General features: G+C 57.3%; 25 protein-coding genes. 7 read left to right on the forward strand and 18 right to left on the reverse strand.

Annotation, left to right across the window (positions count from 1 at the left end; translation table 11 throughout):
* On the reverse strand, positions 1–488 hold a 488-nt coding region (locus ACWISF_RS11070), incomplete at its 3' end, for a translation initiation factor IF-2 N-terminal domain-containing protein (protein ID WP_448381641.1).
* Positions 489–593: 105 nt separating this feature from the next.
* Between ACWISF_RS11070 and ylqF the strand changes: the two genes are divergently transcribed.
* Positions 594–1,487, forward strand: coding sequence for a ribosome biogenesis GTPase YlqF (gene ylqF / locus ACWISF_RS11075; RefSeq protein ID WP_448381642.1), 894 nt, complete (start codon positions 594–596; stop codon positions 1,485–1,487).
* A 143-nt stretch (positions 1,488–1,630) separates the two neighbouring features.
* Positions 1,631–2,272: an exopolysaccharide biosynthesis protein gene (locus ACWISF_RS11080; protein ID WP_448381643.1), complete on the forward strand. Its 642-nt coding sequence runs from the start codon at positions 1,631–1,633 to the stop codon at positions 2,270–2,272.
* Here the strand turns inward: ACWISF_RS11080 and ACWISF_RS11085 are convergent.
* The 3 genes from ACWISF_RS11085 to ACWISF_RS11095 all read right to left on the reverse strand — a co-directional run bounded on the left by ACWISF_RS11085 (position 2,269) and on the right by ACWISF_RS11095 (position 3,776).
* Positions 2,269–2,976 carry a DUF4079 domain-containing protein gene (locus ACWISF_RS11085; RefSeq protein ID WP_448381644.1) on the reverse strand — a complete coding sequence of 236 codons (708 nt, stop codon included), beginning with the start codon at positions 2,974–2,976 and terminating at the stop codon, positions 2,269–2,271. The two genes, ACWISF_RS11080 and ACWISF_RS11085, sit on opposite strands and share 4 nt — an antisense overlap.
* 364 nt (positions 2,977–3,340) lie before the next feature.
* On the reverse strand, positions 3,341–3,586 hold the full coding sequence (locus ACWISF_RS11090) for a hypothetical protein (RefSeq protein ID WP_448381645.1): 246 nt from the start codon (positions 3,584–3,586) through the stop codon (positions 3,341–3,343).
* A 22-nt stretch (positions 3,587–3,608) separates the two neighbouring features.
* Positions 3,609–3,776 carry a CopG family transcriptional regulator gene (locus ACWISF_RS11095; protein ID WP_448381646.1) on the reverse strand — a complete coding sequence of 56 codons (168 nt, stop codon included), beginning with the start codon at positions 3,774–3,776 and terminating at the stop codon, positions 3,609–3,611.
* Between the two features lie 172 nt (positions 3,777–3,948).
* Between ACWISF_RS11095 and secF the strand changes: the two genes are divergently transcribed.
* Positions 3,949–4,866: a protein translocase subunit SecF gene (gene secF / locus ACWISF_RS11100; protein ID WP_448381647.1), complete on the forward strand. Its 918-nt coding sequence runs from the start codon at positions 3,949–3,951 to the stop codon at positions 4,864–4,866.
* Complete coding sequence (locus tag ACWISF_RS11105; RefSeq protein WP_448381648.1) at positions 4,847–5,170, forward strand: DUF565 domain-containing protein; 324 nt, start codon at positions 4,847–4,849, stop codon at positions 5,168–5,170. The genes secF and ACWISF_RS11105 overlap by 20 nt, the downstream gene beginning before the upstream one ends.
* Here ACWISF_RS11105 and hisG read toward each other — a convergent pair.
* The 5 genes from hisG to ACWISF_RS11130 form a co-directional block, all read right to left on the reverse strand.
* On the reverse strand, positions 5,096–5,773 hold the full coding sequence (gene hisG, locus ACWISF_RS11110) for an ATP phosphoribosyltransferase (protein ID WP_448381649.1): 678 nt from the start codon (positions 5,771–5,773) through the stop codon (positions 5,096–5,098). The genes ACWISF_RS11105 and hisG overlap by 75 nt on opposite strands.
* Positions 5,774–5,980, reverse strand: a complete 207-nt coding sequence (locus tag ACWISF_RS11115) for a hypothetical protein (protein WP_448381650.1) — start codon at positions 5,978–5,980, stop codon at positions 5,774–5,776.
* Between the two features lie 128 nt (positions 5,981–6,108).
* Positions 6,109–6,357, reverse strand: a complete 249-nt coding sequence (locus ACWISF_RS11120; RefSeq protein WP_448381651.1) for a hypothetical protein — start codon at positions 6,355–6,357, stop codon at positions 6,109–6,111.
* On the reverse strand, positions 6,354–6,623 hold the full coding sequence (gene pedR / locus ACWISF_RS11125) for a photosynthetic electron transport-dependent transcriptional regulator PedR (RefSeq protein ID WP_448381652.1): 270 nt from the start codon (positions 6,621–6,623) through the stop codon (positions 6,354–6,356). The genes ACWISF_RS11120 and pedR overlap by 4 nt, the downstream gene beginning before the upstream one ends.
* A gap of 20 nt (positions 6,624–6,643) precedes the next feature.
* Positions 6,644–7,780, reverse strand: coding sequence for a tetratricopeptide repeat protein (locus ACWISF_RS11130; RefSeq protein WP_448381653.1), 1,137 nt, complete (start codon positions 7,778–7,780; stop codon positions 6,644–6,646).
* A 78-nt stretch (positions 7,781–7,858) separates the two neighbouring features.
* On the opposite strand from ACWISF_RS11130, the gene ACWISF_RS11135 reads away from it, so the two are divergent.
* Entirely contained in the window at positions 7,859–8,980 is a 1,122-nt protein-coding gene (locus ACWISF_RS11135) for a GTPase (protein ID WP_448381654.1), read from the forward strand.
* On the opposite strand, the gene ACWISF_RS11140 is transcribed toward ACWISF_RS11135, so the two are convergent.
* From ACWISF_RS11140 to ACWISF_RS11170, 7 genes are all read right to left on the reverse strand, one after another.
* A complete protein-coding gene (locus tag ACWISF_RS11140) occupies positions 8,977–9,345 on the reverse strand; it encodes a 2Fe-2S iron-sulfur cluster-binding protein (RefSeq protein WP_448381655.1) in 369 nt (122 codons plus the stop codon). The genes ACWISF_RS11135 and ACWISF_RS11140 overlap by 4 nt on opposite strands.
* 30 nt (positions 9,346–9,375) lie before the next feature.
* On the reverse strand, positions 9,376–9,516 hold the full coding sequence (locus ACWISF_RS11145) for a hypothetical protein (protein ID WP_448381656.1): 141 nt from the start codon (positions 9,514–9,516) through the stop codon (positions 9,376–9,378).
* Positions 9,517–9,519: 3 nt separating this feature from the next.
* Positions 9,520–9,699, reverse strand: a complete 180-nt coding sequence (locus ACWISF_RS11150; protein WP_448381657.1) for a hypothetical protein — start codon at positions 9,697–9,699, stop codon at positions 9,520–9,522.
* A 289-nt stretch (positions 9,700–9,988) separates the two neighbouring features.
* Positions 9,989–10,267, reverse strand: a complete 279-nt coding sequence (locus ACWISF_RS11155; protein WP_448381658.1) for a Mo-dependent nitrogenase C-terminal domain-containing protein — start codon at positions 10,265–10,267, stop codon at positions 9,989–9,991.
* A gap of 362 nt (positions 10,268–10,629) precedes the next feature.
* Positions 10,630–11,463: an ATP-dependent sacrificial sulfur transferase LarE gene (gene larE / locus ACWISF_RS11160; RefSeq protein WP_448381659.1), complete on the reverse strand. Its 834-nt coding sequence runs from the start codon at positions 11,461–11,463 to the stop codon at positions 10,630–10,632.
* A gap of 9 nt (positions 11,464–11,472) precedes the next feature.
* Positions 11,473–12,480, reverse strand: a complete 1,008-nt coding sequence (locus ACWISF_RS11165; protein WP_448381660.1) for an NAD(P)/FAD-dependent oxidoreductase — start codon at positions 12,478–12,480, stop codon at positions 11,473–11,475.
* Between the two features lie 67 nt (positions 12,481–12,547).
* A complete protein-coding gene (locus tag ACWISF_RS11170) occupies positions 12,548–13,096 on the reverse strand; it encodes a redoxin family protein (protein ID WP_448381661.1) in 549 nt (182 codons plus the stop codon).
* 184 nt (positions 13,097–13,280) lie between these two features.
* Here ACWISF_RS11170 and ACWISF_RS11175 point away from each other — a divergent pair, with 184 nt between their 5' ends.
* Both ACWISF_RS11175 and ACWISF_RS11180 read left to right on the forward strand, forming a co-directional pair.
* Positions 13,281–14,924 (forward strand): helicase HerA domain-containing protein, encoded by a 1,644-nt coding sequence (locus tag ACWISF_RS11175; RefSeq protein WP_448381662.1) that lies wholly within the window; start codon positions 13,281–13,283, stop codon positions 14,922–14,924.
* Between the two features lie 467 nt (positions 14,925–15,391).
* Positions 15,392–16,333, forward strand: coding sequence for an RNA polymerase sigma factor, RpoD/SigA family (locus ACWISF_RS11180; protein WP_448381668.1), 942 nt, complete (start codon positions 15,392–15,394; stop codon positions 16,331–16,333).
* On the opposite strand, the gene ACWISF_RS11185 is transcribed toward ACWISF_RS11180, so the two are convergent.
* The gene (locus tag ACWISF_RS11185; RefSeq protein WP_448381663.1) at positions 16,305–17,063 is read right to left on the reverse strand and encodes a DUF429 domain-containing protein; all 759 of its coding nucleotides are present in this window, start codon (positions 17,061–17,063) and stop codon (positions 16,305–16,307) included. The two genes, ACWISF_RS11180 and ACWISF_RS11185, sit on opposite strands and share 29 nt — an antisense overlap.
* A complete protein-coding gene (locus ACWISF_RS11190; RefSeq protein WP_448381664.1) occupies positions 17,064–21,035 on the reverse strand; it encodes a magnesium chelatase subunit H in 3,972 nt (1,323 codons plus the stop codon).
* Between the last annotated feature and the right edge of the window lie 106 nt (positions 21,036–21,141).

The raw sequence follows: 21,141 nt of genomic DNA on the forward strand, positions 1-21,141 counted from the left end.
GGTTCGGGGGTCGCTTCGGAACGCCGGGTGGGCGGCGTGGGCCGCTGCACCGCTGGCTCTGCCGGTTTGGGGGTGGGACGCTGGGGACGTAATTCTGGGCGTTGCGGACGGCTTGGCGGTTGGGGACGCTGGGGTTCCCGCCGCACGGGCGCTTCTGGACTCTTGGCCGCTGGGGGCGTTTCCCGGTAGGTGTAGCTGCGAATTTGCAATTCTTTGGGTTCTTTGGTTTTTTCTTCTTTTTCCTTTTCCTTGGCTTTAGCGGGGGATTCCTTGGCGGTCTGGGGGCGAGCTTCCCCTTTGGGCAGGGGCCGACCGAGCGCCTGCTGATTCTGCACGGCCTGCCGAATCCGGTTGGCGTCCTCCTCGCTAATCGTGCTGCTGCAGGTTTTGTAACGGACGTTCAAACGGTCACACCACTCCAGAACGGATTTGTTGTCCAAGTTCAGGTCACGGGAAAGGTCGTAAATGCGAATGCGGTCGTTGCTCATGCGCGGCAGGCTGGGAACGGCAATAGGCTGGCCATTGAGTTAGTTTTAAGACAGGAGCGGCAAATGAAAATCAACGGTATTCCTATTTTAAAGCCTGAAGGACGGATGCAGTCACCTCCCTTGCAATGGTATCCGGGGCACATGGCGCGGGCGGTCAAGGCCCTGACGGTGCAGTTGCAGCGGGTGGATGTGGTGATTGAGGTGCGGGATGCCCGGATTCCCCGGAGCAGTACCCACCCCCTGCTGGCGACGCTGGCGCCGACGGGAGTGCTGGTGCTCAACCGCCGGGATCAAATTCCTGCGCCGGTGGGTCTGGCCTGGGTGCAAGAGCTGCGCCAAGCGGATTGTCCGGTGATCTTGCTCGAAGCGCGCCAGGGACAGGGGTTGGGTCAACTGCGGCAGGTGCTGGCTCAGGTGGGGCAGGCGGTCAACCAACGGCGGCAACGGCGGGGGATGCTGCCCCGGGCGGTGCGGGTGGCGGTGGTCGGCTGTCCCAATGTGGGCAAATCCGCTTTGATCAACCGCTTGTTGGGGCGACGGGTGGCTCCTAGTGCCCCAAAAGCGGGCGTGACCCGGCAATGCCAATGGGTGCGCCTCGGAGGGGATTTGGAATTGCTCGATACCCCTGGCATTTTGCCCCCTCGCTTAGAAGACCAGACGGCGGCCATTCACTTGGCGATCTGCGATGACATCAGTGAGGCGGTGTATGACCCCTACGGCATCGCTTTGGCCTTCCTGGAACGGTTGTGGACGTTGCCCGCTGTGGCCGTGCATCCCCCGGATGGGTTGTACCGCCGTTACCGCATTGACCCGCAAAACCACACGCCGGAGGGATATTTGGCGGCCTTGGCGACGGCTAAATGCAGCGGTGACCTCAACCGCAGCGCCCAAATGGTATTGCACGACTTTCGCCGGGGTTATTTGGGGCAAATCGCTCTGGAAGTACCGGCCACTTTGGGCAGCAATGCGGTCTCCAGAGCCATAAACCCCTGCCTGTGATGCTTGCTTGGGTTAGCAATTGCTTGTTTTGGGGCCACTCTGGGCGCTTATGAACAATTAGGATTGGCGAGTACATCTGCGCAAAAAAATGCCATGCCGCCTGCCGGTTGGCGGTTCGGTTTGCCCTTACAATAGCAATCGGTATGGGTCGGCCAGGTATGCCCCGTTTGTCGGAAAAATTGCAGGACTGGATCACGCAGCCGGAACCGCCTGCAGCGGTGACGGTGCGGGATATTCTCGCATTTACCGGTGAGAGTTCCTGGGGCATGGTGCTGGCGCTTTTATCCTTTCCTTCCGCCTTGCCGTTGCCTGCGCCCGGCTATTCCACCCCCTTTGGTCTGTTGATCATGGTGGTGGCGGCCCAATGGCTAACCGGTGCGACGATTCCTTGGTTACCGGCACGGTTTTTGCGCCAGCGGCTGTCCTGGGGGCAATTTTGCCAACTGGTGCAGGCGGGACTGCCCTGGTTGCGACGCTTGGAGCGGCTGACCCGTCCCCGCTGGCCGGGGGTGACCAAACAGGGACATTGGCTGTTGGGCTGGCTGGTGGGGCTGATGGGGCTGTCTATGGCGATTCCCATCCCTGGCACCAACACCATTCCGGCAATGGGGGTGTTTCTCATCGGGTTTGGACTGATTGAGGCGGATGGGGTGATTTGTCTGGGGGGCGCTCTGGTAGCGCTGTTGGGCGGAACCCTGACCGTCTCCATTCTGACGGCCCTGTGGTTGGGGGGCACCAACCTGCTCGATTGGCTGAAACTGCAGATAAAAGGAATGTCCGGTTAGGGATTGGCTTGGGGACAGGTGAGATTGGTAAAATCACAGGAGTAAATTGCCGGTTCCTGCCAACTCAAGGGAATTTCCAACAAATCTCGGCTACCGGTAAATCCCTGGCCAATAAATAACAACAAAGCCACCAGATTCAAAACCGTATGAATTTTGCGCCAAGTGTGGGTGCGGTCTTGGTAAATGTCCGGCAAAATTGCCAGGGAAAAAATCATCAATAAAGCCGCCGTCATCCCGTAATAGTAATGGGAAACCCACCATTCAAAACCCCGCCGCCAGACGCCATCTTGGGCACCCAAAACCACCAAACCCATCCCCGTCAACGTGGCAAAAACCGCCCGCCATACCCTTTTTTGCGCCGCGTAAAGAGCAGCTAAGGAAGCCAGCGTGGCCACCAGAAAAAAGCCAATGAGAATCACCTGGGTTGGGTTCGTGGCCCAAATATTTTTTTTCACAATGTGGCGGGCAATGGGAATCATCACCCCGACCAAAATGACCCCCACCACACTCCCCGTAAGCCAGCGCCCCAAGCGGGCGTGTTCTGCTCCGACCCCCGGTGCAATCGCGCTTTTTCCTGCTGCCTCCGTTTGCCGACGGCGTTGCCAGGTTTGCCATGCCAAACGGGTGACCATGCCCAGCAACGGAAAAACCACCACCACCGCCAGCGTGGGATGAATCAGCCGGAGCACATCTATCAATTTCATGGCCGTGTTGGGAAATGAATGCTTGATGGGCAATATACCATTGGCCTGGAGCGGGTGGCGCTGCCCTGGCCAATCAGAAACGTTGCCTCCATAATAGCAAATCCCCATCAAACGAGTTACCGGTCGGCCTAAGGGCCCAGCAAAAGTACGTAGGAACTACAGTTGATTGGTTCACTAAAAAACTGAAGATACAAAAAAACTTGATACCTTGATTATTCTCAACCTTCAGCATGATTGACCTATGGAGGTTCAACCATCTTATTTGCAATTTCCATAGCAAACCTAATGCGATTAATGCCCAGAAATTCCCCCGAACCAAGTCCAGGGGTGGTGTCCCGGCAACCTCCCCCGATTGCCGTCCCAACTACCGCCACAACAACACCACCACCAAGAGCACCAACAGCAGGGGAATGAAGATGCCTAGGCCGGTTGCCAACAGGGGCAATACCAGCGCCGTCACTACCCCTTGCACCAACGCCCAAAGCCACCCAAAAACCAACGAGAACAGCGCCACCAGCCATTGGATCAGGACGACCAAGCCCGAAAAGGTAAACCCTAAAAGAAAAATCACCCCCTGTACCAGGCTGGCAATCAGCGAGACCACCGCCAACCAGGATTCCTCTGGCGGGCTGTTAGGTGGATTTTGGGCTAGAAGGATTGGAATGGCGATACACCAAAGAACGAATAAATTCACGGATCACTTCCGTTTTCGATTGGCTGGTTTGCTGGCAATAATACTCTAGCGCGCGATTTTCAGCTTCACTGAGGCGGACGCTGAGATGTTTGACCTTGTCAGCCATGACCCCTCCCAGTTCAGTATCCGTTATCCTATCAAAGGAACTTCCGGCCTCAGTACAATTTGTTGCAATCCTATACAAAATAAGAAGGAATTTTGTAGTTTTGTGACGGGTTCGGGGGGCCGGTGGTGCTGCGTTTCCCCTTAAAATGGGGGCAGGAACTCCGGCAAGGACAATGGCGTGGCGTGTGACCCAACACCGGCGGTGGTGGTGGGGGATTTCGGCGGCGGTGATCCTGGCAGGCTGGGTGGCGATGGGAATCTTGTGGGTGCAAACCGGGTTCCCCTTGCGTCCCAGTATTGACTTTGTGGGGGGGACGCGGTTGCAGTTGGAGCGGGATTGTCGCCAGGGCTGTGCGGAACCGCTGACCTTGCCGCCGTTGCGGGCGGCGTTGGACGAGTTGGGCTTGGGCAACAGCAGTTTGCAGATTGTGGGGGAGCAGGGGGTATCGTTGCGGACGCGGTTTTTGTCGCCGGCGGAACGGGAGCAGGTGCAGGCAAAACTGGCGCAGGTGATGGGGGCGGTGGATGCCAACAAAACCCAGATTGACAGTATTGGCCCGACGTTTGGCCGCCAGATTTTGGTGCGGGGGCTGTTGGCCCTGCTGGTGGCCTTTGTGGGCATTGGTCTGTATTTGGCGGTGCGGTTTCAGGTGGATTATTCGGTGTTGGCGTTTGTGGCCCTGGCCCATGATGTGTTGGTGACGGTGGGGGTGTTTGCCCTGCTGGGTCTGCTGGCGGGGGTGGAAGTGGATAGTTTGTTTGTGGTGGCGCTGCTGACAATTGTGGGGTTTTCGGTGAATGATACGGTGGTGATTTACGACCGGGTGCGGGAGTTGCTCAATGTGCATCGGGATTGGCCGATCCAGCAGGTGGTCGATGCGGCGGTTTCCCAGACGTTGACCCGCTCGATTAATACCACGCTGACAACCGTGTTGAGTTTGGTGGCGATTGTGCTGTTTGGGGGGGAAACCCTGCGCTGGTTTGCGGTGGCCTTGATTGTGGGGTTTGTCACGGGCGCCTATTCCAGTATTTTTATTGCCAGTACGACGTTGGCATGGTGGCGGAGTCGTCGTGCAACAAACCCGGCTTAATCAACTGGCGGACCAATTGGGGCAACGGGCGCAGGCCTGGTTAAAATTGCCCTTTTCCCGCTGGCTGCTGTATCTGGTGGCCTTCTTTTTGGGGACGTTGTTAGCCAGTGGGGTGACAACGACGTTGGGGGCAGTGGCCCAGTTTGACCTGGCGGCGATGGCGGTGTTGCTGGCGGCCACAGAACTGATTAACTTGTGGGTCTACAGTCGGCGGCGGCTGGGGGTGTTTTTATCCCTGTTGAATTTGCTCAAGATCGGGTTTGTCGGTGGGATGTACCTGGATGCGCTCAAGTTGGGTAGCTAGGTCCTGGACGCCCTGGTGGTTGAGGCGATAGCTCAGGGGATGGGCAATCAGGCGGGCGGTGCTGTGGAAGAGGATGTCTCGCTCCACCAGGCCGTTGTCCCGCAGGGTGCGGCCGGTGGCCACCAAATCCACAATCGCTTCTGCCATGCCGGTAATCGGCCCCAGTTCTACCGAACCGGCCAGGGGCACCAGTTCTACCGGCAAATCCAAGGCGGTGAAAAACTCCCGGGCGCAATGACTGAACTTGGTGGCCACGCGGCTGTAGGCAGGCAAATCCAAGGCGCAGGTGTAGGGGCTATCCTGGCGCACCGCCACCGACATCCGGCAGTGGCCAAACCCCAAATCCGCCAACTGGGCGACCTCCGCCTGGGATTCCCGCAGCATATCGTAACCGACAATCCCCAGGTGCGCCTGCCCCCGCGCCACGTACACCGGCACGTCCTGATTCCGCACCAGCAGGGCTTGGGTACCCGTGTGGGGGTCGTTCATCTGCAACAACCGGTTGTCGGCTGCCAACAGGGGGCGAAAATCCAACCCTACCTGATACAGCCGCGCCACACTCTCGGCCAGCAAGGCGCCCTTGGCCAGGGCAATGACCAACATCTACCCCAACATTTGGCGGGAAATCCGTTTTTCCAAATCCGCTTGCGTTTGCCCTAACATCTGCTCCCGGGCGTCCCGGCTCTGCCATGAGACCGAGGGCACCAAATTGCGAAACTGTAAGGCCATGTGGACTTGTAAATGGGCAACGTAGTCCCGCAGGTCTTCGCGCCATTGGACCTGCATATCGGGCATAGGAGTCGTATTCATGGGCCAGGACTCAGATGGATTACATACAAACCAACCCCTAGCAGGCTAACACAAGGGTTGGGAGGCCTGAAACATCCTGTTACCAAGTTTAACAAGTGACGCCCGCAGCCAAAGATTGGGTAACAATGCTAAACAGTCGTTTCCTGCCAGGGGCATTGGTAGCGCTGGGCGTAATAGTCGAGGAGTTGTTGGAGCCGTTCGGCCTGGGCGGGGGTCTCCCAGAAACAGGTGATGCCCCCCACTTGGCTGTGTTCGTAGGCAAAGGGGTGTTGGGGGGGCAGGAGGCGGGTTTCGATACCAAACAGGGCGCAATGAGCGCTCAGTTCCCGGTACACCCCCAGGGGTAAATGCGGTTGGTAAACGGTGCGTTGGTTCATTCGGGCAGGAGGCAGCAGTTGACCCCATCCACGCAGACCTTGCCCGACTGCAAGGCCCAGCGCACCAGGGCCACGCGGTTTTCGGTGGCGGTTTTGGTGAGGATGTTGCTGATGTGGTTGTCCACCGTGCGCTTGCTGATTTCCAGCCGCTTGGCAATTTCTTGGTTTTTCAGCCCAGCGGCCACCAGTTCGATGATTTCTATCTCCCGTTCGGACAGAACTGCCCGAGGAGACAACTGCCGTTGGGTTGAGTTGTGGCTTGCCATAGTGTCTTTCGGGTAGGGAATTAATACCCATGATAGGGCAAGGGTTCGCGCAATTCTCCAGGTTTGTTGGGTTTGATTTTGGTTTTGGGGGCGGGTCTGACCTGCGCCAGCAGTTGTTCGACCTGCTGTAAGCCGGTGGGGTTTTCCTGGCGTTGGTACAGGCTGCGGGCGGTCAGGAGGACGCTTTCGGCTTCGGTGTTTTTTTGCTGGCGGTGCAGGGCTAACCCCAGTTGGTGGTGGGCGATGGCCAGTTCCGGTTCCAGTTGAATGACCTGTCGGTAGGCCCAGGCAGCTTGTTCCCAGTTCTGCTGTTGCATGTAGAGTTGCCCTAGGGCGGTGTAGGCGCGGGCGGGTTGGAGTTGGGCGGCCAGTTCGTAGGTGGAAATGGCGGCGGCTAGGTCGCCGCTGGTTTCCTGGAGTTTGGCCAGTTGGAAGTAAATTTCTGGGTCTTGGGGGTTGAGGGCAAGGGCGTTGAGCAGGAGTTGTTGGGCGCGGGGGGTGTCCCCTTGCAAGGCCCAACTGAGGGCCAAAAGACGCTGAATGGTGGTGTTGCGGGGGGCCAGTTGCGCGGCCCGGGTGAGGATGTCCAAGGCGCGCTGCGGTTGGTTGGTGGTGAGCCAGAGTCGCCCTAGGGCTTCGTGCAAAGGTACGGATTGGGGGTTGAGCCGCAGTCCCCGTTCCAGGGTGGCCAAGCTGGCTTGGGGGTTGCCCAGGCGTTCTTGGATGGCGGCCAGGCCCAGGTAGGCGGTCACTTGGCGGGGTTGTAAGCGCAGGCTCTGTTGGTAACTGGCGCTGGCGGCAAGGTATTCCCCCAGTTCGGCCTGCACCCGGGCCAGGGCGTTGCAAAAGTCGGCATTGCGGGGGCTAAGGGCAACGGCCCGTTGGTACGCTGCCAAGGCGGCAGGCCAATTGTTTTGTTGGGTGTGGATGTAACCTATCGCCGCAAACACAGTGCCATCTTGCGGGGATTGCTGCGCCACCTGTTGGTACACAGCCAGCGCCGCTTCCCAATCCCGTTTTTTCACCAATGCCCGCCCTTGCCGCAGGAGTTGGTGCGTGGTGCCAGTGGAACCTGAAGCCGGCCGGGGAGCTGTTTGGGCCAACACCGGAGCGGCTATGAGCGCCAGGCTCGCCAGGAGAAACCATTGCCAGACCATCCGTGTGCGAGGCAGGTACGCAAGAATCGGTACAATCCGTTTTCCAGAATGATAACCGCTTTCTCTCCCTGCAGGACAATGGCGGCTGCGCCCCAACCCGGCAGTGGCATGCCCCCTGCCTCCTTTTGGCAGGCCATCGAAGCCCAACGCCAAGCCCACGCCCGACGCTACCAACCCTGGCTGGGAGAAGGTGACCGGGCGGATGCCCCCTTTACGGTGGTGATTGTGGGGGCGCCCGGCGTCGGCAAATCCACGCTGCTCAACCAGTTGCTTGCCCCCTGGTCAGTGCCCAACACCCCTTGGCCAGTGAGCGTTTGCACCCCGGAACCGCCGGTGTTGTGGACCGATACCCCCGGTTGGCAAGACGCCGCCGCGCCCATGATCCAAACGGCCCTGGCGGCAGCCGATATGGGGTTCTGGGTGGTCACGCAGCCGGATGGTTCCCCCCCGGCGTTGGTTCACACCCTCCGGCAGTGGGGACGCCCGGTGGTCAAGGTGGTCAATCTGCGCGGCGGCGCTCCCCCAACCCTTGAGCCGCCCCAAGGAAACATCATTGCGACAGTGGCTGTGCGTCTGTGCCCTCACCCACAACCCCTGCGGCTGGAATGGCCGGATGGGAGGGTGGCCTGGCGTACCGTGACCCTACCTGCCGACATTACCCCTTTGCAAACCCTATGGCAGGCGCTCCAACCCTACCAGGCAGCCATTCGCACGGTGAATCAGTTGCAGCAGATGGTCCAGCGAGAGCAGCAATGGGCCAGTCAGCAGGCGCAAACCCCGATTCCCTGGGCACCCGTGCTGCTCAAGGCCCTTGTGCTGGCTTTGGCGCCCAGCGGTTGGCTCACCTGCCTTCTATCAGTGGGCCTGGATTTAGCCACCCTTGTCTTTCTCAGCCGTCGTTTGCATTTGCCCTTTACGCGCCACGGCATCAACCGACTCCTGGCCGCCCTGGTTGTCAGTAGCGCCACCGCCGGTGGGCTGGGAGAGGTGGGCGAATTCGGGGGACTCACAGCGCTGGGGCAGGGGTTGTGGGGCGGTCTGACCAGCTATGGCCTGCAATGGGTCGCCCGCACCTACCTGCAACAGGGCCTCACCTGGCAGGCCGATGGCCCGGATCACCTCCTCCAGCAGATTTACCGGCACCTCACCCCCGGCACCTGGTTCCACACCTGGGTCGCCAGTTTGCGCCGACTGCCCTAATCCTCTTCCAGGGGCAACCCCACCCGCACCCGTCCTTTCGCAAAATACCGCCCAAACTGCAATTCGTACAATTCATCCTCGTCCTGGGTCGCCAACTCCAAATCCGACCGGGCATAACCCACACAGGTCAGGGCATACCCCTGCGCCCGCAGGGCCGCGGAAATCCCCAACGCCTCCGGCTGGTACACCTCCCCCCGCAGCACCCGCACCCCACAGGTCGTACAACAGCCGTTGCGACAGGCAAAAGGCAGGGCAATTCCCTGGGCTTCCAAACTGGGTAGGAGATACTGGTCCTCAGGCACCTGCGCCTGATAGGTGGCATTCTTTTGCCGGTCGTGAATCACCACCTGGTAATAACGTCGCATTTACAAACACGCTCCTTGGGCAATCAATTTCTAGAGCAACTGTATCCCCTTGACCTGCCGGGGCGGAATCCGGGCAGCATTGCCACCGCCGCCGCTTCCCCCATCGCCCGACCGTTGGACGGCACCCGCACCGACCCTTGCGCTGCCAACGTCGCCGACAGACAGCACCATCAACTAACGCCGAAGGGGTGGGGGTGGGGGAACATTCTGCTGCCCATTGCACCCCTTCCAGGCCTCCCGCATCGCCAGCAAGGCCACCTCCAAGGGCATCTCCGTTAACGTCTTGCGGAAATGAAATTTCAAACCAGCAATCAACTCCCGCACTTCCGGCGGAAAAGGCGCTTTCGATGACATAGGTTGGGGGGAAGTGTCTTTTGCACCGACAGGCAACACACGGGTTTCATCAAAGGATTGTGTCATGCAGCACCACCTGCTCGCGAACCACCAAACTTGCTCCTGGCTACAAACCCTAGAACATAACAAAAATGTAACATGCTTACTGCCCGCCTCCCCACCACACTGCCGCAGTTCAGCGAGCTTACGGCCCGAATTTTACTTTATCCCAATTGTACAGCAACGGGTAGAAACGCGGTGTACCAACGGCGGTTGTGTCGCCACCTGGGACGGGGCGTGCAACCCGGCCTCAATGGCAATAACAACTGACATCCTCCCCACACTGCTCTGCCAGAAAACACAACGCCCGCCACCGCAACTGCATCAATTCTTCGTACACCGGATTCAGATGACACAGCGCCGGAATCCGCACAATCAGCCGCCCCCGAAACCAAATTTCCCGTTCAAAGGGGCAACGGGCCGGAATCCAACGACACAGACGATGTGCCAGTTGCGGGTCACGGATTTCAATCTGATTCAGCCAGCGTTTCACCGGCAGCCACGGCTGCAACCAAAAATTGCTACCCATTGCTCACCTCAAATACACAAACCAGGGAACGAGAAGGAGGAAAAACCAAGCCCATACACACACCCATCACCCCTAACCTCAGGTGAAGGCTTCGTGGTCAACCTACCCCTCTACCCCCTCCCTCATCACCCACTATACATCTTAGAAAATTCCCACTTTTATTGCAGGTGATTGAGATTACATTCCCCCCGCAACCTGCGATAACAACGGAACTAGAGACAATTAAACGACCTTATTGTTTCCAAATTTAACAAAATGTAATACCTATTTTTACTTTATCACAACGGGCGATTTTAATTTACATCAAAGCGACCCATTTTTTCAGACAAGTAGAACCTTTTGGCGGGGGAAACGAGCATTGCTTAATTTTGGCTCGATGTGGGTGGTTGCACGGGGTTCAGTTTGCCGCTGCGAAACCCCTCCAAATCCAAGGTCACCCACCGAAATCCCAACCGTTGAAAGTGGTTGACCAGGGCGGGAATCTCCATCGTCTGCACAAAAGGAACGATCTGCGCAGCCGGGATTTCAATCCGCGCCGTATCCCCAATCGAGCGCACCCGCACCACCGACCAGCCCAACTGGCGCAGGTAGGCTTCCGCCTGGGCGACCCGCTGGAGTTTGGCCGCATCGATGGCCTCCCCCGCCGGAAACCGGGAACTGAGACAGGGTTGCGCCGGTTTGTCCCACCAGGGCAGCCCCAGATAACGCGATAACTCCCGAACGGTCAATTTATTGATGTTTAATTCGCTCAAGGGCGAGCGCACGCCCCGCTCCCTGGCCGCCTGAATTCCGGGGCGATAGTCCCGCTCATCGTCTGCGTTCACCCCATCGACGATTTGCACCCCCTCCCAGGCCGCTACCAACGCCCGCAACCGGTCATGCAGTTCGCTTTTGCAGAAATAACACCGGTTTACCGGATTGGCCGCATAGTTGGGATTGGCTAGTTCATGGGTTGTGAGCAATTGGTGCGGAATGCCAATATACTGCGCTTGGGCCTGCGCCGCCGCCAAATCCTCCGGTGCTAAAGCAGGCGACACAGCCGTAACCGCCAGGGCATTGGCCCCCAGCACATCGTAGGCAATTTTGGCAACCAGACTGCTATCTACGCCGCCGGAATAGGCTACCACCACCCGTGGCCAGGGGCGAAACCAATCCCGCAGGCGTTGCAGGTGCTCTTGTAAAGCCGCAGACGCCATCATGCTCCCTTAACCGGCTGGCAACGGTTGGGCCAGATGTTCCGTCCACTTGCGCGGGGGATACATCCGGCGAATCAGACGCCAAATTTTGGTCGCCGCCAAACAGCCATCGGCCACCGCCACTGCCACCTGATTCAGCCCTTTTTTCAAGTCGCCAACGGCAAAAATGCGGGGGTGTGTGGTCTGGCAAAATTCATCCGTCACCAGGTTTTCCCCGTCCCAGGTGAGTTCAGGAATCCCTTTTAGGTAATGGTTGTGATAGATAGCGCCCATATTGATCAAACCCGTCGTCGCCTCGATCCGGCTGCCATCGGTAAATTCCACCCCTTGCAGTTGGTGGTTCTCGCCCAAAAAGCGAGCAATGGGCGTTTCTATCAGGGGATAACCATGTTCCCGCAGCCGCTTTTTCATCGCATCGCTCACCGGAAACAGGCCATGGGTTAGTACGGTGATGTAAGGGGTAAACCAACTGAGGACAAATGCAGCTTCGATTTGGGATTCTTTCCCCGCAATCAAAATCGCTTTTTGATCCCACATATCAAAGCCATCGCAAATCATACAGACATGAAGGGTATAACCCGCGTAATCATACACATTTTGCATATCGTCCAACTGGGGCAAGATGTCAATAATGCCCGTAGCCGCCACCAGATATTTAGTTTTGAAAACCGCCAGCGTCGGGTTGGTTTTGCCCACTTTGACATGGACAGATAAATAATCCCCCTGATCCGTAACTTGGTCCACAAAACCCCGCAGATAATCCGCCCCCCAACGCAGCGCCGTATCCGTACCATGTTTGAGCAATTGGCGTCCGGGAGTTTCCGGGTCCAGACCGAGGTAATTCCGCAGCTCTTGCATCCACAGAGAACGGCCTTTGCCCTTTTCAATCACCAGACATTTCAACCCATAGCGTGCCAGATAAATGGCCGCCGAAAGACCGGCTGCCCCCCCGCCTGCTACTACCGCATCGTAAAGGGTATCCAGCCGTTGCTCCAGGTTTTGACTTGTGAGTTTCATCGCCGGTACACCACTTAGAGTCCCATGTTAAGAGTATTTTGATCGGGGAATTGCCACGGGGCTACCCCTATTTTTTCATGGCCGATTGCCGGGATTTCAGATAATTTAACATCGTGTCGGCATCCGAAACTTCCAAAGGGTCAATCGGACAATCATCGCTAAAATGCGGTTCAATAAACATTTTTTCAATCACCCCGTCGTTGACGAACATGGAATAGCGCCAGGAACGCATCCCAAAACCCAGATTATCCTTGCGCACCAACATTCCCATTTTCCGGGTAAATTCCCCGGAGCCATCGGGCAGCAAAAACACTTTTTTAATCCCCTGTTGTTTACCCCATTGGTACATCACAAACGCATCGTTTACCGCCAGGCAAATGACCGCATCAACGCCCAGGGCACGAAATTCATCATAGCGTTCTTCATAGCGGGGCAAATGGCTGTTGGAACAGGTAGGCGTAAAGGCACCTGGCACGGCAAACAGAACCACTTTTTTTCCAGCGAAAATGTCTTGGGTGGTCAGGTCTTGCCAGCGAAAGGGATTGTCACCACCAATGGATTCATCCCGCACCCGGGTTTTGAACACCACATCCGGCACGCGGTCAAGTACGGCCATCGTTTCCCTCCCCAAGGGACTAGGTTGGCTTAATTGTAGCAAAACCCTATCCCCAAGCAGGGAGGGTGGCCTCATTATTTTTGTTTTGCACGGAATGAAGCCAGAAATGGTAGGGCAAGTGTACCACTGGCAGCTTATTCAGACTAGTATAGGATCAACTTTGTTGGCCATTCGGAACGTATTTATGACCAATCCCTCCCCTCTCGGTTTAGTCATTCAAGGGTCCCTCACCCAAGGTTTAGAAGTGCGGTTATATCCTGATGTGTCGGTGGAGGATTTGCGGGTCGGGAAATTTTTGGTAGTGCAGGGACGACGGGCGCGGTTTTTTTGTATGCTCACGGATGTGGTTTTGGGCACGGCCAGTCCGCGGATTCTGGCTGATCCACCTTCTCCCCACAATCACTTTCTTACGCAGGTGTTGGCAGGCACAGGGACCTATTCCACGGTGAATCTCAGCCCGATGTTGATGCTGGTTACGGGGGATGGGGATCGGCCGATGGAACTTTTGCCGGTGAAAACGGTCCCCAGTCATTTCAGCCAGGTCTATGATGCTTCGGAGCAGGATTTTCGCTCGGTTTTTGGCTGGGAAGATGACCCGCACCGACGCAATTTTGCCATCGGGCGTCCGCTGGATATGGATGTGCCCATTTGTATTGATTTGGACCGGTTTGTGGAGCGGAGCAATGGCATTTTTGGTAAATCGGGGACGGGCAAATCCTTTCTGACGCGCCTGTTGCTCTGCGGCATCATCCACAAGCAGGCGGCGGTGAATTTGATTTTTGATATGCACTCGGAGTATGGCTGGGAGGCCATGAAAGAGGGGAAAGAGGTGACCACCGTCAAAGGGTTGCAGCAACTTTTTCCCGACCGGGTAAAGATTTATACGCTTGACCCGGCCTCGACCCGGCGGCGGGGGGTGGGCCATGCCCAGGAGCTGTGGATTAGCCTGGATCAGATCGAGGTGGAGGATTTGGCGCTGTTGCGGGAGGTGTTAAATCTGTCGGAAGCGAGTTTGGAAAATGCCAACATCCTGCGGGCGGAATTTAATAACCAATGGATTGCCCAGTTGTTGCAAATGTCGAATGATGACATTCAGGAATTTTGTCAGACACGGCGGGGCAATCCGGCGGCAATCATGGCCTTGCAACGCAAACTCCAGCGCCTGGAAAACCTCACTTACATCCGGTCGGGTTCGGCGAACAATTACGTCAACCAAATTCTGCGGGATTTGGATGCGGGGTATCACGTGGTGGTGGAATTTGGCTCCCAGTCGAACCTGTTGGCCTATATGTTGGCAACCAATATCCTGACCCGCCGGATTCACAGTTGTTACGTGAAAAAAGCGGAGAAATTTCTGCAAAGCAAAAACCCCGACGACCGCCCCCGCCAATTGGTGATTACGATTGAGGAAGCCCACCGGTTTTTGAATCCGGCAGTCGCCCACCAAACCATCTTCGGCACGATCGCCCGGGAAATGCGCAAGTATTTTGTCACGCTGTTGGTGGTGGATCAGCGGCCCTCCGGGATTGACAACGAGGTGATGTCCCAAATTGGCACCCGCATTACGGCGCTGTTGAATGACGAAAAGGATATTGACGCGATTTTTACCGGGGTGTCCGGCAGTCAAGGGTTGCGGTCGGTGCTGGCGAAATTGGATTCCAAGCAACAGGCGTTGGTGTTGGGCCATGCGGTGCCGATGCCGGTGGTGATGCAGACCCGCCCCTACGATGCCACGTTCTACCGGGAATTGGGCTACCTGGATAGCCAACAGGACCGGGAGAAAATTTTGGCCCGTGCCCAGGCAGCACGGCGGGATTTGGGGCTTTAGGGGAACCCGGCGCAGGGGGCAGACGTCGTGTGACCGGGGGAGGGAAATGCCCGCTGTTGAGATACGGGAAGCAGCAGGGGGTGAGCCTCCGCCTGGGTCTCTTTTGCCCAATTCCCTGTCTCACGTATCAATTTACATAAGGATACATTTGGTTTATCATGTTAATGGAGGTAAAGACAGTGTGCGTGAGTACCCTGATTCCTGTGTGGCGTTTGTATCCCTTCCGAAGGGTTGGCAGCTATCCCCCCTTAGCGCGGCTTTCCTAGCTGGTAGAGACCTGAATTGGACGTGATGGCTACGGGGTCTGCCGCAACCCGAAATTTTGCTCTTGATGATACCATATCCCCCCACCCATGATGGAACCGATGACTGACTTTATCCCTGACGATTTGGAAACTCTGGCTGAGGCGGACACTGCTTTGGCGGCTACGGGTGATACGGAATCCGTAGGCGGGCGGCGGGGCGCCATGACGCCGGACATGGTGCGCACCTATTTGCAGGAGATTGGGCGGGTGCCCCTGTTGACCCATGAGCAGGAGATTATTCTTGGCAAGCAGGTGCAGCAGATGATGCAGTTGTTGGAGCTGCGGGACAAAATTGCGGCGGAGACGGGTCAGCCCCCGGATAAGGCGGTTTGGGCGGAACGGGCGGGCATGACGGTGGCGGCTCTGGAGGAAGCGCTACGCCGAGGCCAACGGGCCAAGCAGCGGATGATCGAGGCCAATTTGCGGCTGGTGGTCTCGATTGCCAAAAAGTACCAAAAGCGCAATCTGGAACTGTTGGATTTGATCCAGGAAGGCACGTTGGGTTTGGAGCGAGGGGTGGAAAAGTTTGACCCCACGCGGGGCTACAAATTTTCTACCTATGCCTACTGGTGGATTCGGCAGGCGATTACGCGGGCGATTGCCCAGCAGGCGCGCACCATTCGTCTCCCGATTCACATTACCGAAAAGCTCAACAAAATCAAAAAAACGCAGCGGGAGCTGTCGCAGCAGTTGGGCCGTTCGGCGACACCCTCGGAAATTGCCCAGGCGCTGGAGCTGGAACCGGCGCAGATTCGCGAGTACCTGCTGATGTCCCGCCAGCCGATTTCGATGGATTTGCGCATCGGCGATAACCAGGACACGGAGCTGGGGGAACTGTTGGAGGACCGGGGGCTGTCGCCGGAGGATTTCACCACGCGGGAGGCGCTGCGGGGTGACCTGGAGCGGTTGATGGCGGAATTGACGCCCCAACAACGCGAAGTCATCAGTCTGCGCTTCGGGCTGCACGATGGGAAGGAACTGTCGTTGTCCAAGGTGGGCAAGCGGTTGAATCTGTCGCGGGAGCGGGTGCGGCAGTTGGAGCAGCAGGCGCTGGAACATCTGCGGCGGCGGCGGGTCAATATCCGGGAATACCTGGCGAGCTAGGTCCTAGGGGGCGCAAGCGGCGGTGGGGGACGATGATGTACCCCTCGTGGGCGTTGCCGAGCACCTGGTTTTTCGCCTCCCCCCAGTACCACCAGTAGGCCCCGACGTAGGCGCACACCAGGGCGTCCAGTTGGTCTTCCACGGCCTTGAGGTGGGTGGCCTGTTCGGGAATGGCCGGGAGCTGGGGGCACTGCAAGGCCGGTTCTGCCGTCGCCAGGGTCAACAGTAGGGTGCGGAGTTGCTGCAATTGCTGCCGCCGCGCCGCCAGGTTGCCCTTTTTGTACTTGAGAATTTTTTCCAGGTCGAATAAATGCACGACGGCGGGGTGGGGAAACACCTCGATCTGCCAACGGTCGGGCTGGCGGGGGGTGATGTGGGTGCCATGCCGGAAGTGCCGTTGTGCCAGCGCCTGCCCAAACCCCACCGTGCGGCTGGCAAAGGGACGGCGGAGATTGGCCGGATAGCAGCCTGCGTGGTAGCGGTGAAAGTACTGGTGGGTCAACCGATCCGCCAAACGCATCCCCGTCGCATTGGTGATGACGGTGGGCGCATCTACGGCAACGGCTGCCGGTTGGCCGGGGGGGGCCCAGGTGTCCACCCAAGCCAGGATGGCAGGGATGGTTTCTTGTCGCCCCAAATCCCGCAGCACCAGGGTATGGCGTTCCCAGGCCAGACAACACAGGCCCGATGCCCCGGATGTCCAGCCCAGGTCAATTCCCAGGAAGTGCAATTAGGACACCCCTTCGATCCGGTCTTCGATGTCTTGGTAGAGCTGCTGCAACCGCTGGATATTCTCCTGGCTGGTCTGCCAGTAACCCCGCCCGTGCACCTCCAAAAGCGTGCCCACGATCCGCCGGAAGGAGTGGGGGTTGAGGTTCATCAACCGTTCCCGCATCTGGGCGTCGTTGATGTAGGTCTGGTTGGCCTCCTCGTAAATCCAGTTGTCCACCGCTCCTGCCGTTGCCGACCAGCCCAGGGTGTTGTTGAGACGTTTGGCGATTTCCCGCACCCCTTCGTAGCCATGCCGCAACAACCCTTCGTACCATTTGGGGTTGAGGAGTTTGGTGCGGGCATCCAGGCGTACCGTCTCGCTTAAACTCCGCACCCGTGCATCCGGCGTAGTGGTATCGGCAATGTAGGCTTGGGGTTTTTTGCCATCCGGGCGCAAACCGGCCACCACCTTAGTCGGGTCAGCATCGAAATAGTGGGACACATCCGTCAGGGAAATTTCCGAGGAATCCAGATTTTGCAACGTCACATCCACCCGTTGCAGACTGCTTTGGAACAGGCGTGTATCTTGGCGCATGGTTCCGGGGGTATCCGCATCAAAGGCGTAGGATTTGCGGGCCAGATACATGTCTTGCAGGTCCTTTTCCTGCTCCCAGGTGCTGTTTTCCACCGCCAAATTCACATTGGCCGCATAGGAACCCGACGCATTGGAAAAGACGCGGGTGGCCGCCTGCCGCAGCGAAATACCCAGTTCCTGGGCCTGTTCCAAAGCATGTTTGCGGACAAAGTTCAATTCCAGGGGTTCGTCTGCTTCCGCCGCCAATTTCACCGCCTGGTCAATCAAATACATCTGATTTAAGAACAAATCCCGAAACACGCCCGAACAGTTTACCACCACATCAATCCGGGGTCGCCCCAATTCCGCCAAGGGAATCAATTGCAATTTATTCATCCGGCCCAGGGCGTCCGGCAAAGGTTTCACCCCCACCAACCAGAAAATCTGCGCCAGGGATTCCCCGTAGGTTTTGATATTGTCCGTGCCCCACAAGGTACAGGCAATACTTTCGGGCCAGGCGCCCCCCGACTCCTGACGATAGCGGTCCAGCAGGCGATTGACCACCACCTGGGCCTGGGCCACCGCCGCCGCCGTGGGAATGGATTGGGGGTCGAGGGCATGGATGTTTTTCCCGGTGGGCAGAACTTCCGGGGTCCGCACCGGGTCACCGCCGGGGCCAGGCACAATGTATTCCCCTTCCAACGCCCGCAACAGCGCCCCCAACTCGTTATCCGCCACAAGCAATTCCAGACATTGCGCCAGGTAATTCATCAAGGGTTGCAACTGTACCTGTTCCAATTGCGGGTAGTCGGTTTTCAATACCTGAAACCAGGGTTCTTGCGCCCCCAAACCGAAGAAATTAAACCGCGAGTTGCGCCCAATCCGCCCTTGTTGATCCGTCACCGTTGCCACCAGCGTTTCGATGGCTGTGCGGGTGTGCTGTTGCAATTGTTCAAGTAACGTCACCGCCGCCAAATCCCCTTGGTTGCTGCGGCGATAAATCTCATCCAAATCCTGCCCCAAACTGCGCGCTAAGACCCGGGGTAAACTTTCTAAACCCTCTTCTGGCCGGTCCACCTGGGCAATGCTGACCAACGTGGCAATGGCTTCCTGGGCCGAAGGCGGCTGCCCAATCACATGCAAGCCAAACGGCAACAGCCGGGATTCAATCTCCATCAATTGCCGGTACACCTTGCCCACCCATTCATCCCGTTGCGCCGGCGTCAGGGCCTCCCCATCCACCGGCGGCAAGGGCACATCCTGGTCCAAATTGACCAAGCGACATTGCTCGATCATGCTATTGACAATCGCGCCGCCCCGCCCCGTGTCCTTGAGGGTTTGGTAGGAAGCAATCAACTCTTTAAGTTCCCGCAACCCCTTATACAAACCCGCCTGGTCCGCCGCAGGCGTCAGATAGCTAATGGTTGTGGCATACCCCCGCCGTTTGGCAATCGTTGCCTCCGAAGGATTATTCGCCGCATAGTAATAAAAATTCGGCAATTCCCCAATCAAATTATCCGGGTAACATTCTCCCGACAAACCCATCTGTTTCCCCGGCATAAATTCCAAGGAACCATGCGTCCCAAAGTGCAACACGGCATCGGCCTGCCAAATGTGGTTCAGGTAGGTGTAATAGGCGGCAAAACCGTGGTGGGGACTGGCCGAACGCGAAAACAACAACCGCATCGGGTCCCCTTCGTACCCAAACGTGGGTTGCACCCCGATAAACACATGGCCGAAATGTCTGCCGTAAATCAGCAAATGCTGCCCATCGCTATTTAAGTGCCCCGGCGCCGGCCCCCACTGTTGGGCAATCCGTTCGTAGTAAGGCGTAAACCGCTCGTATTCCGGCACCGACATTTTATAGGCAATGTGCAAATTGGGACTGCCTGCCAACGCCTGCCGGTCGTGCAATACAGCTTCCATCAGGGCCTCTGGGTTCTCAGGCATATCCTCAACGTGATAGCCGTTATTTTTCAGCGCTTCCAGCACCCGATAAATCGAACCAAACACATCCAAATAGGCCGCCGTCCCCACATTGCCCTTATCCGGCGGGAAACTAAAGACGGTGATGGCAATTTTTTTCTGACATTTGGGTTTGCGGCGCAAATTTGCCCACCGCAGCGCCCGTTTCGCCAACAATTCCACCCGGTCGCGCAGGGCAATTGCCTTACCCGTCACCCCGTCCCGCCCCGACAAAATAATTGGTTCAATCGCCCCATCCAACTCAGGAATGGCAATTTGCAACGCCACTTGAATCGGGTGCAACCCCAAATCGCTGGCCTGCCACTCCTCCGTCGTTTGAAACACCAACGGCAAGGCCACCAGGTAGGGCCGATTGAGTTTTTTCAGCGCCTCCACCGCCTTGGGATGGTCCTGCCGGGCCGGCCCCCCCACCAAGGCAAACCCCGTCAACGACACCACCACATCCACCAGGGGTTTCTGCGGAGATTGGGGGTGATAAAAATAAGCTTCCACGGGCTTGGAAAAATCTAACCCCCCGGCAAACACCGGAATCACCCGCGCCCCCAAACACTCCAACTCCTGCACCATTGCCACGTAATGGGCATCATCGCCGGTAATCAAATGGGTTCTTTGCAAAACCAAACCCACCGTCGGCGCCAATGGGTCGCGCAATTCTTCCCCAATATCCTCCCTTTTTTCATACCACTGCAAATACGCGCTCAACGACTCAAACATGCGGTCGGCCAAGGGATGCCAAATGCCGATATCAGGATAGGTCACCGGCTCTTGAAAGGTAATTTTTTCCTGCACCTGGGGCAGATATTTATCCGCCAACATCAGCAGAAAATTGCGAATGTTCTCCTGGGACCCACCCAACCAATACTGAAAACTCAGCATGAAATTGCGGGCATCCTGCGCCTTATCCAAGGGCAGATATTTCAACACCTTAGGCAGCGTCTGCAACAGTTTCAACATCCCCTCTTGGAACGAAGCACCGGCCGCCTCTTTACGTTTGCGCATAAATTGGGCAATAGCACTTTTCGACTGCCCCAACTGCGCCATCGAAAAGGTCCCCAGTTTATTGAGCCGCATCACCTCCGGCAAAGAGGGAAACACCACAATCGCATGCAGTTTCTCCCGATAGGGCGTCACCGCCTGAACAATTTTTTGCGCCAAATCTTCCACAAAAATCAACGACGCAATAAACACATCCGCCTGGGCAATATCCGCCTGAAATTGCTGATAGTTTTCCGGGGAACGCAATTCCTCAATCAAATAACCACTCAACTGCACCGCCAAACGCCCCGGCTGACTGTTAATTTCCCGCGCCGCTGCCGTCAACGTGCTTTGATATTGCGGTTCCAATACCACATACACCACCCGCATCACGGTACGGTTTTCCACATTTTCGGGCGCCAATTGCCGAATCGCAGGCTTGACGTAGGTGAACATAGGTTGTCGTCACACGCATTGGTCTATGAGTATTCTTACCGAAAACCTACGCCTCCGTTGCCCCCATCCCCCTATCCGCAACAATTTGATACGTTGCTTCAAATTG

Source organism: Gloeomargarita sp. (assembly GCF_053491055.1).